Source organism: Micromonospora sp. MH99 (genome assembly GCF_021442385.1).
In the GTDB taxonomy this organism is placed as follows: Bacteria; Actinomycetota; Actinomycetes; order Mycobacteriales; family Micromonosporaceae; genus Micromonospora.
On sequence record NZ_MUZA01000014.1, the window covers coordinates 110222 to 124562 of the forward strand.

Annotated in this window: 14 protein-coding genes; 2 read left to right on the forward strand and 12 right to left on the reverse strand. The window is 72.3% G+C overall.

Annotated features, from left to right (window positions below; translation table 11 throughout):
* The first annotated feature begins 34 nt into the window (after window positions 1-34).
* Window positions 35-3739, forward strand: a complete 3705-nt coding sequence (locus tag B0E54_RS10660) for a discoidin domain-containing protein (protein ID WP_234583195.1) — start codon at window positions 35-37, stop codon at window positions 3737-3739.
* Here the strand turns inward: B0E54_RS10660 and B0E54_RS10665 are convergent.
* A complete protein-coding gene (locus B0E54_RS10665; protein WP_234583196.1) occupies window positions 3726-4541 on the reverse strand; it encodes a crotonase/enoyl-CoA hydratase family protein in 816 nt (271 codons plus the stop codon). The genes B0E54_RS10660 and B0E54_RS10665 overlap by 14 nt on opposite strands.
* 199 nt (window positions 4542-4740) lie before the next feature.
* On the opposite strand from B0E54_RS10665, the gene B0E54_RS10670 reads away from it, so the two are divergent.
* The gene (locus tag B0E54_RS10670; RefSeq protein ID WP_234583197.1) at window positions 4741-5595 is read left to right on the forward strand and encodes a Rieske 2Fe-2S domain-containing protein; all 855 of its coding nucleotides are present in this window, start codon (window positions 4741-4743) and stop codon (window positions 5593-5595) included.
* Window positions 5596-5842: 247 nt separating this feature from the next.
* Here B0E54_RS10670 and B0E54_RS10675 read toward each other — a convergent pair whose 3' ends face one another.
* Genes B0E54_RS10675 through B0E54_RS10725 form a run of 11 tightly spaced genes read right to left on the reverse strand, consistent with a single transcriptional unit; the run spans window position 5843 to window position 14337 of the window.
* Complete coding sequence (locus B0E54_RS10675; RefSeq protein ID WP_234583198.1) at window positions 5843-7036, reverse strand: LysM peptidoglycan-binding domain-containing protein; 1194 nt, start codon at window positions 7034-7036, stop codon at window positions 5843-5845.
* A 14-nt stretch (window positions 7037-7050) separates the two neighbouring features.
* On the reverse strand, window positions 7051-7482 hold the full coding sequence (locus B0E54_RS10680; protein ID WP_234583199.1) for a pilus assembly protein TadG-related protein: 432 nt from the start codon (window positions 7480-7482) through the stop codon (window positions 7051-7053).
* Window positions 7479-7946 (reverse strand): TadE/TadG family type IV pilus assembly protein, encoded by a 468-nt coding sequence (locus B0E54_RS10685; protein ID WP_234583200.1) that lies wholly within the window; start codon window positions 7944-7946, stop codon window positions 7479-7481. Before B0E54_RS10685 ends, B0E54_RS10680 begins: the two co-directional genes overlap by 4 nt.
* Window positions 7943-8389: a TadE family protein gene (locus B0E54_RS10690; protein ID WP_234583201.1), complete on the reverse strand. Its 447-nt coding sequence runs from the start codon at window positions 8387-8389 to the stop codon at window positions 7943-7945. The genes B0E54_RS10685 and B0E54_RS10690 overlap by 4 nt, the downstream gene beginning before the upstream one ends.
* A 7-nt stretch (window positions 8390-8396) precedes the next feature.
* Window positions 8397-8600: a hypothetical protein gene (locus B0E54_RS10695; protein WP_234583202.1), complete on the reverse strand. Its 204-nt coding sequence runs from the start codon at window positions 8598-8600 to the stop codon at window positions 8397-8399.
* A 25-nt stretch (window positions 8601-8625) separates the two neighbouring features.
* Complete coding sequence (locus tag B0E54_RS10700; protein ID WP_234583210.1) at window positions 8626-9495, reverse strand: type II secretion system F family protein; 870 nt, start codon at window positions 9493-9495, stop codon at window positions 8626-8628.
* Between the two features lie 37 nt (window positions 9496-9532).
* On the reverse strand, window positions 9533-10435 hold the full coding sequence (locus B0E54_RS10705; protein WP_234583203.1) for a type II secretion system F family protein: 903 nt from the start codon (window positions 10433-10435) through the stop codon (window positions 9533-9535).
* Between the two features lie 4 nt (window positions 10436-10439).
* On the reverse strand, window positions 10440-11981 hold the full coding sequence (locus B0E54_RS10710) for a CpaF family protein (protein WP_234583204.1): 1542 nt from the start codon (window positions 11979-11981) through the stop codon (window positions 10440-10442).
* Window positions 11971-12771: a ParA family protein gene (locus B0E54_RS10715; protein ID WP_234583205.1), complete on the reverse strand. Its 801-nt coding sequence runs from the start codon at window positions 12769-12771 to the stop codon at window positions 11971-11973. The genes B0E54_RS10710 and B0E54_RS10715 overlap by 11 nt, the downstream gene beginning before the upstream one ends.
* Window positions 12772-12773: 2 nt before the next feature.
* A complete protein-coding gene (locus B0E54_RS10720; RefSeq protein ID WP_234583206.1) occupies window positions 12774-13433 on the reverse strand; it encodes an SAF domain-containing protein in 660 nt (219 codons plus the stop codon).
* Window positions 13434-13479: 46 nt separating this feature from the next.
* Window positions 13480-14337, reverse strand: coding sequence for a hypothetical protein (locus tag B0E54_RS10725; protein ID WP_234583211.1), 858 nt, complete (start codon window positions 14335-14337; stop codon window positions 13480-13482).
* Window positions 14338-14341: the final 4 nt, after the last annotated feature.

Sequence of the window (14341 nt, forward strand, 5' to 3'; positions counted from 1 at the left end):
CCCCACACCATCCCCGAAAGAGGTGTAGCCACCGATGTCCAGAAACGGCACCACCCGAGGCACCCCGCGAACCGGCTCGCCCGGTTCCGCCCACCCGGGCGGCCGAGCGCCGGCCCGCCGACGGCTGCTCGCCGGCGCGCTCGCCGGACTGCTCCTCGCCGCCGTTCCCGCCGTCACCCCCGCGACCGCGGCACCGGCAGCGACGCCCGCCTCCGCCCCGGCGGGCTCCGCCCGCGCGGCCCTGCTCGCCGGGCTCTCGGCCACCATGAGCGCCAGCAGCTACAACCAGAACTACGTGGCGGGCAACGCCAACGACGGCAACGCCACGACCTACTGGGAGAGCGCCAACAACGCGTTCCCGCAGTGGATCCAGGCCGACCTGGGCGCCACCGTCAACGTGGACCGGGTGGTGCTCAAGCTGCCGCCCTCGGCGGACTGGCAGACCCGCACCCAGACCCTGTCGGTGCTCGGATCCACCAACGGCTCGACCTTCAGCACCCTGAAGTCGTCCGCCGACTACACCTTCAACCCGAGCAGCGGCAACACCGCGACCGTCAGCTTCACCGCCACCAGCACCCGTTACGTGCGGGTGCAGGTCACCGGCAACACCGGCTGGCCGGCCGCGCAGTTCTCCGAGGTGGAGGTGTACGGCGCCAGCGGCAGCACCGACACCCAGGCGCCGAGCGCCCCCGGCAACCTGGCGTACACCCAGCCCGCCAGCGGGCAGATCCGGCTCACCTGGTCGGCGTCCAGCGACAACGTCGGGGTGACCGGCTACGACGTCTACGCCAACGGCGCGCTGCGCGGCAGCGTCAGCGGCTCGACGCTGACGTACACCGACAGCCAGGCGGACACCGCCACGGTCTCGTACTACGTGCGGGCCAAGGACGCGGCCGGCAACCAGTCGTCGAACAGCAACACGGTGACCCGCACCGGAACCGGTAACCCGCCCACCGGGACCAACCTGGCGGTCGGCAAGCCGATCACCGCGTCCGGCTTCGTGCACACGTTCGTGGCGACGAACGCCAACGACAACAACGTGGCCACCTACTGGGAGGGCAACGGCAACCCGAGCACGCTGACCGTGCAACTCGGTGCGAACGCCAGCCTCAGCCAGGTCGTGTTGAAGCTCAACCCGGACTCGGCGTGGGGCACGCGTACCCAGAACATCACAGTCCTCGGCCGGGACCAGGGCTCGTCGACCTTCACCACGCTCGTCGGCGCGACGAACTACACCTTCAACCCGGGCAGCGGCAACACGGTGACCATCCCGGTCTCCGCGACCGCCGCCGACGTACGGCTCTCGATCGCCTCGAACACCGGCGCCCCCGCCGGCCAGGTGGCCGAGTTCCAGGTCTTCGGCACTGCCGCGCCGAACCCGGACCTCACCGTGACGGGGATGTGGTTCAGCCCGTCCGCGCCCGTGGAGACCAGCACCGTCACGCTCTCCGCGACCGTGCGGAACGCCGGCTCGGCGGCCTCCGCCGCGACCAACGTCAACTTCTACCTGGGCTCCACCCGGGTCGGCACCGCGTCGGTCGGTGGCCTCGCGGCCGGCGCGTCGACCACCGTCAGCGCCAGCATCGGCACCCGCGACGCGGGCAGCTACCCGCTCAGCGCGAAGGTCGACGAGTCGAACACCGTCGTCGAGATCGACGACACCAACAACAGCTACACCAACCCCAGCCCGCTGGTGGTGAGCCCGGTCGCCACCAGTGACCTGGTCGCCTCGGCGGTCGCCTGGTCACCGGGTAACCCGTCGGCCGGCAACACCGTCACCTTCTCCGTGTCGATCCGCAACGCCGGAAGCGTGGCGTCCGCGTCCGGGTCGCACGGCATCACGCTCACCGTGCTCAACGAGTCGGGCACCGTGGTACGGACCCTGACGGGCTCGTACTCAGGTGTGATCAACGCCGGGGCCACCGTCGGCCCGGTCAACCTGGGCACCTGGACCGCCGCGAACGGCAAGTACACCGTCCGGGTCGTGCTCGCCGCTGACGCCAACGAGCTGCCGGTCAAGCAGACCAACAACAGCAGCGACCGTCCGCTCTTCGTCGGGCGCGGCGCCAACATGCCGTACGACATGTACGAGGCCGAGGACGGCGTGGTCGGCGGCGGCGCGGCCGTCGTGGGCCCGAACCGGACCGTCGGCGACCTGGCCGGTGAGGCGTCCGGCCGGCGGGCGGTGACCCTCAACTCGACCGGCAGCTACGTCGAGTTCACCACCCGGGCCAGCACCAACACGCTGGTCACCCGCTTCTCCATCCCGGACGCGTCCGGCGGCGGGGGCATCAACTCGACGCTGAACATCTACGTCAACGGCACCTTCCACAAGGCGATCGACCTGACATCCCGCTACGCCTGGCTGTACGGCAACGAAACCAGCCCGGGCAACTCGCCGAGCGCGGGCGGACCGCGGCACATCTACGACGAAGCCAACGTCATGCTCAACTCGACAGTGCCGGCCGGCAGCAAGATCCGCCTCCAGAAGGACGCGGCCAACACCACCAACTACGCGATCGACTTCATCAACACCGAGCAGGTCTCGCCGATCGCGAACCCGGACTCGGCCCGCTACGTGACGCCGGCCGGCTTCACCCACCAGGACGTGCAGAACGCCCTGGACCGGGTGCGGATGGACACCACCGGCAACCTGATCGGGGTGTACCTGCCCGCCGGCAACTACTCCACCTCGTCGAAGTTCCAGGTGTACGGCAAGGCGGTCAAGGTGACCGGCGCCGGGCCCTGGTACACCCGGTTCAACGCCCCCTCCGGCCAGGACAACACCGACATCGGCTTCCGGGCCGAGAACTCGGCGGCCGGATCGTCGTTCGCGAACTTCGCCTACTTCGGCAACTACACCTCGCGCATCGACGGCCCGGGCAAGGTGTTCGACTTCGCCAACGTGTCGAACATCGTGATCGACAACATCTGGGCCGAGCACCAGGTCTGCCTCTACTGGGGCGCCAACACCGACTACATGACGATCAAGAATTCGCGGATCCGCAACCTGTTCGCCGACGGCATCAACATGACCAACGGCAGCACCAACAACCTGGTCAGCAACAACGACGCCCGGGCCACCGGCGATGACAGCTTCGCGCTGTTCTCGGCGATCGACGCGGGCGGCGCGGACATGCGGGACAACATCTACGAGAACCTGTCGTCGACCCTGACCTGGCGGGCCGCCGGTGTGGCCGTCTACGGCGGCTACGGCAACACGTTCCGCAACATCTACATCGCGGACACGCTCGTCTACTCCGGCATCACCATCAGCTCGCTCGACTTCGGCTACCCGATGAACGGCTTCGGCGCGAGTCCGCCGACCCGTTTCGAGAACATCTCGATCGTCCGGGCCGGTGGGCACTTCTGGGGCTCGCAGACCTTCCCGGCGATCTGGGTCTTCTCCGCCTCGAAGGTGTTCCAGGGCATCCGGGTCAGCGACGTGGACATCGTCGACCCGACCTACAGCGGCATCATGTTCCAGACCAACTACGTCGGTGGGCAGCCGCAGTTCCCGGTCACCGACACGGTTTTCACCAACATTTCGATCAGCGGCGCCCGCAAGAGCGGTGACGCCTACGACGCGAAGTCCGGCTTCGGTATCTGGGTGAACGAGATGCCCGAGTCCGGGCAGGGGCCGGCCGTCGGGTCGGTGACCTTCAACAACCTGCAGTTGAGCAACAACGCGGTGGACATCCGGAACACCACCTCGACCTTCACCATCAACCGCAACTGAGCTGGCCGGTAGCCGACGCCGTCGGGGGGTCCCACCCTCCCGGCGGCGTCGTGCCGTGCCGGCCCTCGCCCGCGGCGAACCGGGCCGCGCCGGCCGCCGCGTCGGTGGCCAGCGAATCCATCCCGTACGCCAACTCGGTCGCCAGCGCCTCGGCCTCGGGCCGTCCAGCGCCGGCCAGCACGGCCGCCCGGTCGTTGCGCAGGCAGGTCTGGGGATGCCTGGCGATCGCCGCGGCCAGCTCCTCGGCCGCCGCCCGCGCCTGGCCCGGCGGCACCACCCGGTTGACCAACCCCATGGCGTACGCCTCGTCGGCCGACACCGCCCGCCCGGTGAGGATCAGGTCCATCGCGCGGCTCTCCCCGATCAACCGGGGCAGCCGGACCGTCCCGCCGTCGATGAGCGGCACTCCCCAGCGACGGCAGAACACCCCGAGCGTGGCGTCGGACTCGGCGACCCGCAGGTCGCACCAGAGCGCCAGCTCCAGGCCGCCGGCCACCGCGTACCCGGAGATCGCCGCGATCACCGGCTTGCTGAGCGCCATGCGGGTCGGACCCATCGGGCCGTCTCCCTCCGGCTCGACCCGATTGCCGCTGGGCGTGCCGATCGCCTTGAGATCGGCGCCCGAGCAGAACGTGCCACCGGCGCCCCAGAGCACGGCCACCGCCGCCGTCGGGTCCGCCTCAAAGGCCCGAAAGGCGTCCGCCAGAGCCCGCGCGGTAGGCCCGTCCACAGCGTTCCGAGCCTCCGGACGATCCACGATCACCGTGCTGACGGCCCCCACCCGCTCCACCCGCACACCCATCCCCCCAGCATGACCCCGAACCTCCCACCCCCGCACCCCCGCCCTCCCGCCCCGTCGATCTTGCACTTTCGGTCGGCGGATCGCGGCTTGTGCCCTGGTTCGTCGGGACAGAAAGTGCAAGATCGGCGCGTACGGGGGACGCGGCAGGTTTGTCGCCGGTGGTCGGTTTGTGATGGCGATCGCCGGGAAGTCGGTACCTGTGCGAGCGCTATTGACGAAAGTTGAGCAGGACTCCCGGCTGGACCGCACGGGAGACCGTCTGCAGAAGGTGGTTCTCGGGACGCTGCGACCGCGGCGGCTGCGGGACCTGCTGCACGGCGTGACGTTGGGGCATCCGCTGCATCCGGCGATGGTGCAGGTGCCGGTCGGCGCGTGGATCAGCGCCGCCGTGCTGGACCTGATGCCGGGGCAGCGCCGGCCGGCCACCGTGCTGGTCGGCCTGGGCACGGTCAGCGCGCTGCCGGCGGCGGTCGCCGGTCTGAACGACTGGGCGGCGCTCTCCCGGGACCAGCGTCGGGTCGGCCTGGTGCACGCCGCCGCGAACACCGTGGGCGTGGGCCTCTACGCCGGCTCGTTGGCGGCGCGGCTGTCCGGGCGGCACGGTGTCGGTCGGGCGCTCGGCTTCCTCGGCCTCTCCGCCGTGAGCCTCGGCGCGTACATCGGAGGCCACCTGGCGTACAAGCAGGGCGCCCAGGTCAACCAGAGCGTGTCCGAGCTGCACCGGATGAGCGACGGCTGGCACTCACTTGCCGACATGGCCACCCTGCCGCAGCGCACACTGATCACCCGGGAGGTCGACGACGACATCTCGGTGATCCTCTACCGCCACGGTGACGAGGTCACCGTGATGCTGGAGCGCTGCCCGCACCAGAGCGGACCGCTCGGCGAGGGCGAGGTCCAGGAGATCGACGGCCACGCCTGCGTGGTCTGTCCGTGGCACGGCAGCGCCTTCCGGCTCAACGGCGGCGAGGTCGTGCAGGGGCCCTCCGGCAACGACCAGCAGATCCTGCCCACCCGCATCCAGGACGGCGTCCTGCAGACCCGCCTGCCCTGACGCGCTCCGCTGAGCGTGGCCGGACGGCGTCGGTGTTCCCGCGCGCCGTCGGGCTGGTGTGGCCCTCATCGAATGCCGTCGGCGTCTCCGCGCGGTCGGGCTGGTGTTGCTGTCATTGGACGCCGTCGGCGTCTCCGCGCCGCCGGAGCGGTGTTGGTCTCGGCTGACGTACCCCAGAGTCATAGATATACCTCTGAGGTATGTCGCTCTCCAGACCGTGTGCCGCCGCGTGCCGCCGCGTGGCCGGTCAGCTTCGTCGGTGTCGACCGCTCGATGGCTCGTCCGGCACGGCATCCCAGCCGGAGCCGTCGGCACCCATGCCGTGCTGTTCACGGCCGGTCCAGCCGGCCTGACCCGTCGAGCCCGCCGGGCCAGCCCAGCCCTCCTCGCCGGTCCGGGCCGGCACGCCGCTGGGGGCCGGGCCTCCGGTCGGCGGTGCCGTGCTCTCGGTGGCGGCTGCCGCACGGCTGGCGGCCCACGCGGCGCCGCTGCTCCGACGACCACTGCGGGAGCTGCCGCTGCTCCGACCCGCGCCGCGTCGGGGTGCGCGGGCAGCCGCGGCCATCCGGGGGGCGGCACCGGCGGTGGCGGGGGGCGCCTGTTCCGCCCGCTCCGGCGCGGTCCGCTCGGGCGCCGGTCGCTGAGCCGGCGGCTTGGGCGCGGCGGGCCGGCCGACGAGTTTGCCTGTGGCGTGCGTGCGGGCGCCCTGGTCGGCGGCCTCCGTCGGCAGCCGGAGCAGTTGGCCGGGGCGAATCCGGTCCGGGTCGTCCAGCCGGTTCAGCTTGGCGAGCTGTCGATAGTCGCCGAACTCGTCGAGGTACCGCTCGGCCACCTCGCCGAGGTAGTCGCCCCGCGCCACGCGGTACACCGGCGCCGCCTGGTCGCCGGCGCTCGGCCCACCCGGCGCGACCAGCCCGAGCGGCCCGCTGCCCGTCGTCGCGAGCGGCCCGCTACCGGCCATCCCGAGCGACCCACCGTCGGGCAGCCGGGCGGCGCTTGTCGAAGCGCTCGACTGGGCGTACGCCGGACCGGTGTAGACCGCCGCGGCGCTGGCGGCGGCCGGACTGGCCGCGAGGATCAGCGCTACCGAACCGACAAGCGCGGCGGCGGCCTTCTGCTGGCGGCTCATCCCCGGCAACTTCGGCGCCGGCCTGCGCAGAATCTGCGCACCCAGCTCCACCACCACGGAGAAGGCGAACGTGGCCCAGCCGAACCAGCCGGCCAGCGCCAGGGCCCGCAGGAAGAGCTGCCCGTCGTCGCGGCTGGTCAGGACGGTGCCCACCTCGGCGAGGGTGGGCAGATGGTCGGGCAGGGGATTGCCCGCGAAGGCGAGCAGCGCGACCGGCGCACCCGCCACCAGCGCGAAGAGCACGACGAGTGCGCCGACGCCGGTGAGGACGCGTCCGGTCCGCCGTACGACGGACCGACCCGATGCGGACATGGCGGCCTTCCTTCCTACGGTCCTGCGGTGATGGCCCGCGCGGTCGCCTCGCCGGTGACGGTGACCCGGTCGGCGAAGCCGAACAGCCCGAGCATCGAGCGTCGGTAGGTGATCGTGACGCGTACCCGGACGACTGTCTCCCCGGCGATCTGCGGGAAGCTCACGGTGTGGCCGGTGGTGCCGGCTGCGGAGAGGTAGTTGGCGACCGCGACGCGGGCCTGCGGCTGGTCGATCCGCGTCGGCCCGCCCTCGATCGCGGTGGCCCGGTCGATGGCCTGCCCGCCCGCGCGGGCCGCTTCGGCGGCCAGGTTGTCGGCGCGTTGCAGCGTGCGCAGCTGGCCGGCGCCGTCGAAGGAGAGACCCACGATGGCCAGTACGCCGACCATCGCCACCGCCAGGAAGATGCTGACCCGGCCGTGGTCGGCGGAGAGCGTACGGCCGTTCATCCCCGACTCCGGTAGCGGTCCAGTGGTGAGGTGAAGCTGGCCTCGATGCGGTTCTCGCTGGGCATGCCGGGCACCGCCGAGAGGCGCAGATCCCGGAAGGACACCCGGCAGGCGACAGTGACGGTGACCGTCGCATCCTGGCCGAGCGCGCTGCGGTAGGCCCGGTCGAAGCTGGTGACGGCGCCTCCGACCGTGCCGCTGAACGTCACGGTCGGAGTGCCGGTGCAATTCAGCCCGCGCCAGTCCAGCTGCTGCTGAGCCGCCTCGCGTGCTTCCTCGCGGGCGTCGGCCGGATTTCGGGAGATCGAGGCGGCGCGGGCCGCGTCGTGTGCGGCGGCGTCGACGGCCTCCGCCGCCACCGCGCTGCGACCGGCCACGCCGGCCAGCACCATCAGCGCGATGAACGCGGGCGCGAGCACCGCCACCTCGATGGAGACCGAGCCCCGCTCGGCGGGCCGGTTCACGGCGGGGTCACCCGCTCCACCGTCCCGTGCGCGGTCTGCTCGACCTCGAAGTCCACGCCGGGCACCACGGACAGGGACCGGCCGGTCACCGTGCAGGTCACCTCGACATCGGTGGTCACACAGCTCGGGCCGCCGGCCTTGTTCCAGCCCAGCAGCCAGCCGCCGGTGCTGGACAGGAACCGGGTGGCGCTTGCCGTCCCGGCACCGTCGGACGCGTTGTAGAGCCGCTGGGCGTTCACCCCGCTCTGGGCGGCGTTCAACGCCGTGGAGCGGGCCAGGAAAACGGCCGAGACCTGGAGCGAGGCGAACAGCAGCACCAGGATCAACGGCATCACCACGGCCAGCTCCACCGGGTTGGCGCCCCGCTCCCGGTCGCCGGCCACGAGGCGACACCGGGCGGCGTGAACCGCCCGGCGCCACCTTGCGAACGCGGCTCGGCGCATCTGCCGGCTACTTCGGGTTCGTGTGGCTCGGGATGGCCTTCATCCAGTCGTTGGCCTTGCCGAGGGCCAGGCCGGTGACGATTGTCGCCACGAAGACCAGACCGAAGATGATCACGGCGGTCGGTACCGGGCTGTCGCCCCGCTCGCCGTCGCGCCGCAGCTCGGCGAAGCGCGTCGTCACCACGACGTGCAGGTAGGTGAGGATGGACATGGCGTACTCCTTCTCGGGGGGCGGATCAGACACGGGCGATGAACGGATAGACGACGAAGCCGAGCAGCACGAAGACGAGCAGCGCGCCCGGGATGTCGAGTCGGCTGGTCACGCCCTCGGCGCGGGCCAGGTTGTCGGTGCGGATCTGGTCGCGCAGCGAGTCGGCACGGCTGCGCAGCGTCTCGTGCACCTGCGCACCCTCGCTGCCGGAGGAGCGCATGATCGCGCCGACGTCGCCCAGCTCCGGGATGCCGATCTTGTCGGCGAGGTCCCGCAGCTCGTCCCAGGGCGCGTGCATCTGCATCTGGGCGATCCGCAGCGACTCCTGAAGCCTGTCGAACACCCAGCCGTCACAGACCGCGGCGGCCCGCTCCAGCGACTGCACCGGCCCGTGCGCGGCGGAGAGCTGCAGGGCCACCAGATCCAGGTACGTGCAGACGGCCTGGCGGAACTCGTCGCGGGCGGCGTCCGCCTTGGCCAGCACCGAGCGGTGCGCCAGCAGAGCGGCGATCAGCGCCATGCCGAGGCCACCCAGCACCGGTACGACAAGCGGCAGCGAGACGCCGAGCACGAACAGCGCCACCCCGAGCAGCGTCGGCGTGGCCAGTCCGATGAGTGCGGACAGCAGCACCGACAGCGCGTACTGCTCGGGGGTCTGGCCGATCAGGGCAAGCTGCCGGTGCGGCGGTCGCAACCAGCGGGACAGCCCGGTCAGCCAGTCCAGCCGACGGGAGGCGGGAGCGGCCACCCGCCCCGTGCCCGGCGGCTGGTGCAGGCGGCGCAGCGCCGGCCCGAGCGCGGGGGTCGCCGGCACCAGCTCCCGGATCACCAGGAACAGGCCCAACCCGATCGCCGCTCCACCAGACACGGCGACGCCGAGGAGCCAGTTGACGATCACCGCAGGCTCCTTCCGGGGACGGTGGCACTCGCGCTCACGCGATCACCTCCTGCGGGTCGGGCGCCGGCAGGAACCGGGCCGGCCGCTGCGGCTGGCTCATCGACCGCACCCAGGCCAGCAGGCCGATGAAGGCGGCACCGAGAGCGGCCATCACCACCTGACCCGTCGGTGTGCCGTACGGCGTGATGTATTCGGTGTTGACCAGCCCGTACGCCAGCGTCGCCAGCGTCATGCCGGTCAGGAAGCGGACCGCGAACCGGGGCTGGGTGCGCTTGGCCTCGATCTCCCGGCGGGTCGCCACCTCCGCGGCCGCCGCTCCGGCGATCGAGCCCAGCACGTCGCCCAGCCGCTCACCCCGGTCGGTGAGGTGCAGGATCAGCGCCGCCACGACCTGGTCGCACACCGGGTCGCCGATCTCGTCGGCGAACGCCAGCAGCGCGGAACGGGCCAGCCAGCCGGCCTGCAACCGGGCGGCGAGCAGCCGTACCTCGTCCTCGATGCCGGGTGGCACGCTGCCGATCGTGCTGATGATCGCCTGTTGGAGGCCCTGGCCCGTACCGGAGACGTCCTTGAGCCGGCGGGTCCACTCGCCGACGGCCTCGATCCGGGCGATCGCCCGCTGCTCGGCCTTGCCCACGGCGAACAGCCACGGCGTGCCGGGCACCGCCACCGCCACCAGCAGACCCACCACCGGCAGCCCGGTCAGCAGGAACGCCAACGCCCCGGCGACCACAGCGGTGAGCAGCAGCGCCTGGTAGGCCCGCCGCTCGGCAGGTGTGGCGCCGGAGCCACGCCAGAGGCGGCTCAGCCCGGGCCCTGCTCCCGGGGCGGGCCCGGCGGGCCGACGGCTGCCCACCAGCGCGACGACAGCCAGCAGCAGTCCGGCCACACAGGCGGCCCCGGAGACCACCGCGATCAACTCCAGGCTGTTCCCCATCAGGTCACCGCCGGGCCAGTCGGGTCTGTCGGGGACGCCGCCAGGCACCCGTACCGGCCTCGATCCAGCGGGTCAGCAGCCGGGAGTCGTACCCCACCCGCAGCAGCTGGTCGCGGACCCGTTCCGGGAGGTGCCGGGGGACGGCGCGGCCGTCCGGCCCGGGACCGAAGACGGTGGTGGTGGTGATCCGTCCGGCCTCACCGGCCCCGATCACCTCCTCCACGTGCGAGACGAACCGGTGCTTACGGCCGCCGATCGCACTCTCGTCCTCGACGGTGACGTAGACGATCAGATCGAGGGCGTTGCCGGCCATCCGGCGGGCCTGGTCGACTGTCATCTCCCGGCCGTGCGCCAGCGCCAGCTCGACGATCCGTTCACCCACCCCGGCCGCGGTACGGGCGTGAATGGTGCACATCGAACCCCGGCTGGTGGTCATGGCCTGGAGCATCGGCACGATCTCCCGGGACCGGACCTCGCCCACGATGATCCGCAGCACGCCCATCCGCAGCGAGAGCGGGATGAGGTCGGCGATCGTCACCTCACCCGCCGGCCGGCCGTCGAAGCCGCGCTCGCCGTGCCCCTCCCGCGCCTCGAAGCTCATCACCGCCCGGTGCCGCTCCCGGCGACGGGCCGGCAACAACTCCCGGCTCTCCTCCAGCAGCACGTACGGCTCGTCGGGCGGGATCTCGTTCATGAGCGCCCGGATGATCGTGGTCTTCCCGGCGCCGGCCAGCCCGGCGACCATGATGTTCAACCCGGCGCGCATCGCCGCCCGCAGGAAGTCGCGCAGCAGCGGGTCGATCATCTCGTCCAGGTCACCCCGGGCGCCGGCCACGTCGTCCAGGCTCACGTCCAGGGTGTTGTGCTTGCGGATCACCGCATACGGCCGGTGGCTGACCAGGAACACCGCGGCCAGTCGGCTGCCGTCGGGCAGTTGCAGGTCCAGGGTCGGCTTCACCGTGGACAGTGACCGTTCGGTCGCGCCAGCCCGCCGCGCCGCCGCCTGAAGGATCTCCACCAGTTCGGCGTCGCTGTCGGCGATCGGCTCGGCCCAGTCCACCCCACCGCCGTGCCGGGTGATGCGCACGACGTCGCAGCCGAGGATGTGCACCTCCTCGATGGTGTCGTCGACCAGCAGGGTCTGCAGCCGGCCCAGCCCCACCAGCTCGGCGGTCACCTGGTCGAGCAGCAGGCGCTCCTCGCCGGCGGCCATCGGTGTTCCGGCGCGACGGACCGCGTCCGCGTACTCGGCGACCACGGTGACGGCCAGCCGGGCCCGCTCGGTGTCCTCCTCGTCGACAGTGAACTCCCGGCCGCGCTGCCACAAGGTGAGCCGCTCGGTGAGTTCCCGGCGCAGCTCCCGGACCACCTGGAAGTCCATCCGGGGTCGGGGTGCCACCTCCGGCGGCGGCGCGGCCGTGGGCATCGGCTGCGGCACCGCAGCCGACTGGTGGTGCCGGCCGTTCGGTGGGGCCAACGGCGGCGCGGTGGACGTCGCGGCCGGCGGCTGCTGACGCGGGTCGGTGGAGACGGGCTCAAACCGCATCCGGCACCCCCTGCTGCACCGGCCAGGCCAGCCGCGCCCGCCGGCGTTCCAGCAGCGCGCCGACCGGCACCTCCAGCGCGGCGGCCGCGCGCAGCAGCGGCCGTCCGGACCGCACGGTCCCACCGAGCGCCAGCACCCCTGCGGTACGCGGGTCGTGCGGCAGCCGGGCGATCACCGGCAGTTTCAGTCCGCGACTGATCTCCGCGCGCCCGTGCCCGTCGCCGACCAGCAGCAGCCGCAGGGTGCCCGGCGGCACCCGGTGTTCGGCGAAGTCCCGCTCGATCGCGGTGACCACCGCCCGGGTGCCGGACAGGTCGGGCAGGTGGGCCCGGGTTACCAGCAGCACCACCGAGGCGGCCCGCAGCAGTGGCCACGGTGGGCCGGTGACGTGCAGCCGGCCGCAGTCGACGAGCACGTCGTAGCCGGGGGTACCCCGGTCCAGGGCGTTGAAGTAGTCGGCGAAGCGCTGCCAGAGCGGGGTGACGCTGCCGGCCTGCGCCGGGTCGACCAACCCGGGCAGCAGCAGCCGTTCCCGGCGCGGCGCGTCCAGGTCGACCAGCTGGGACCAGAACGCGGTCTCCAGGTTGCCGTCGCGCAGCTCCCCGACGGCCAGCTCGCCGATGCCGCGCGGCCCGTCCAGCTGACCACCGAGGTAGCCGGCGAGGACCGACCCGCCGGCGGGGTCGCACTCGGCCAGGACCAGCCGGCGGTGCCAGGTCAGGGCACAGGCCAACGCCGAGGTGGTCACGCCGGGCGAACCCTTCGCGGACACCAGCGCGATGATCGCCATGTTCAGGCCGCCTCGGTCAGCACGACCGCGATCCGCTCCTGGGCGGCCAACGCCACCACTGCGGGTACGTCCCGGATGAGCAGCGCCAGGTACAGCACCTTCTCGTCGTCCGTCGGGCTGACCATGTCGATGACGGTGGCCGCGAACCGGGTGCCCGCGCCGGCCGCCGCCCCGGTGGCGTTCTCGTCCGGGGTGCTGACCAGCAGCACCTTGTCGCCGGGGTGCAGTGCGCGGGCCGGCACCTGGGCGGTCTTCAGGCCGAGCGCGATCTGCTGCTGACCCGGGCCGAGCAGTGGGTCGTCGGTGACCTGCCCGAGGGTGAGCAGGGTGCCGGGCACCAGCGCCACGGCGGCGCGCTTGCCGACCACCTCGTTCAGCCGTGCCGCGGGCACCGGGTGCAACCCCTGGCCGCCGGCGACCTGCACGGTGATCAGATCGGCGGCGCTGACCTCCCGACCGACCTCCACCGGACGGGCCACCGCGAGGTAGCTGCCGGTGGCCCGGACCGAGGTGACCGCGAACGCCGCACCCAGCCCACCGAGGGCGATCAGGAGTACGGCGAGACCCAGCAGCCCCGGGCGGACGCGGCGCTGCCGGACCACCTTGGGCGGGCTGACCGGCGCGTCCACCGGCCCGGTCGCGTTACGCGTTGCCAGACTCACCGTTCGATCTCCATTCCCGACTGTGTGGCTCGCAGAACCGGCTCACTCACCTGGTCACCACCTGGAGTTCCTTGATCTGGACCGGCACGGTGCCGCTGGTGCGGGTCTGCGGGATCGGGTCACCCTCGTCGCCGTCGTCGGTCCACCAGCGCACCGTCCAGTACGTGGTGGCCCCCACCCGGTAGGTGCCGGCCTTCGGGTAGCCGTGGTCGTAGCCGCAGTCCGGGGAGGTGCGGCCGGCCCGCTTGCCGTTCGGGTCGTACGGAGTGCCGGCCTTGGTGCAGGTGACCGTGTCGCCGTTGCCCATGCTCCAGACGATCCGGTCGACCTTGGCCTCGATGGAGACTCTCAGTCCGCGGTCGGACGCGGAGGCGTGCAGCGGCCCGAAGTAGCTGGCGCTCGGGGTGGCCCACATCCACACCGGCAGGCCGACCAGGCCGGGGCCGATGTCCTTGCGAGGTGCCACCTTGAGTCGTGCCGGCAGCAGCTTGATCGACGCGAGAGCGCGCCGGGCCAGCTCCTCCGGGTCCGGCGGAGCGCCGAAGCCGGGCGGTGGCCCGTCACGCAGCACCGTGTCCTGTGCGCCGAGATCACCCCCGTTGCAGGTCTGCACGTACCACTGCTGACCCTCGGGCGCCGGCTTCTGCGGCGAGGCGAGCTTGTAGTAGCACCCGTCACCGTTGTTGAACCAGCCCAGCAGGTCGTCGTAGCAGGGGATCGTCCGCCCGCCCCACTGACAGACACCGCCGCCCCCGCCGCCGCCGGAGTCGCCCCCGCCGCCGTTGTCGCCTCCGCCGCCGGGGCCGCCCGGCGTGCCGGGCTCGTCGTCCCAGACGTTGCAGTCCGGTTGGCCGGGCGGACATTCGGCCCCCGGGTCGGCGCGGTGGGCCGCGGCGGCCGGCAGGGAC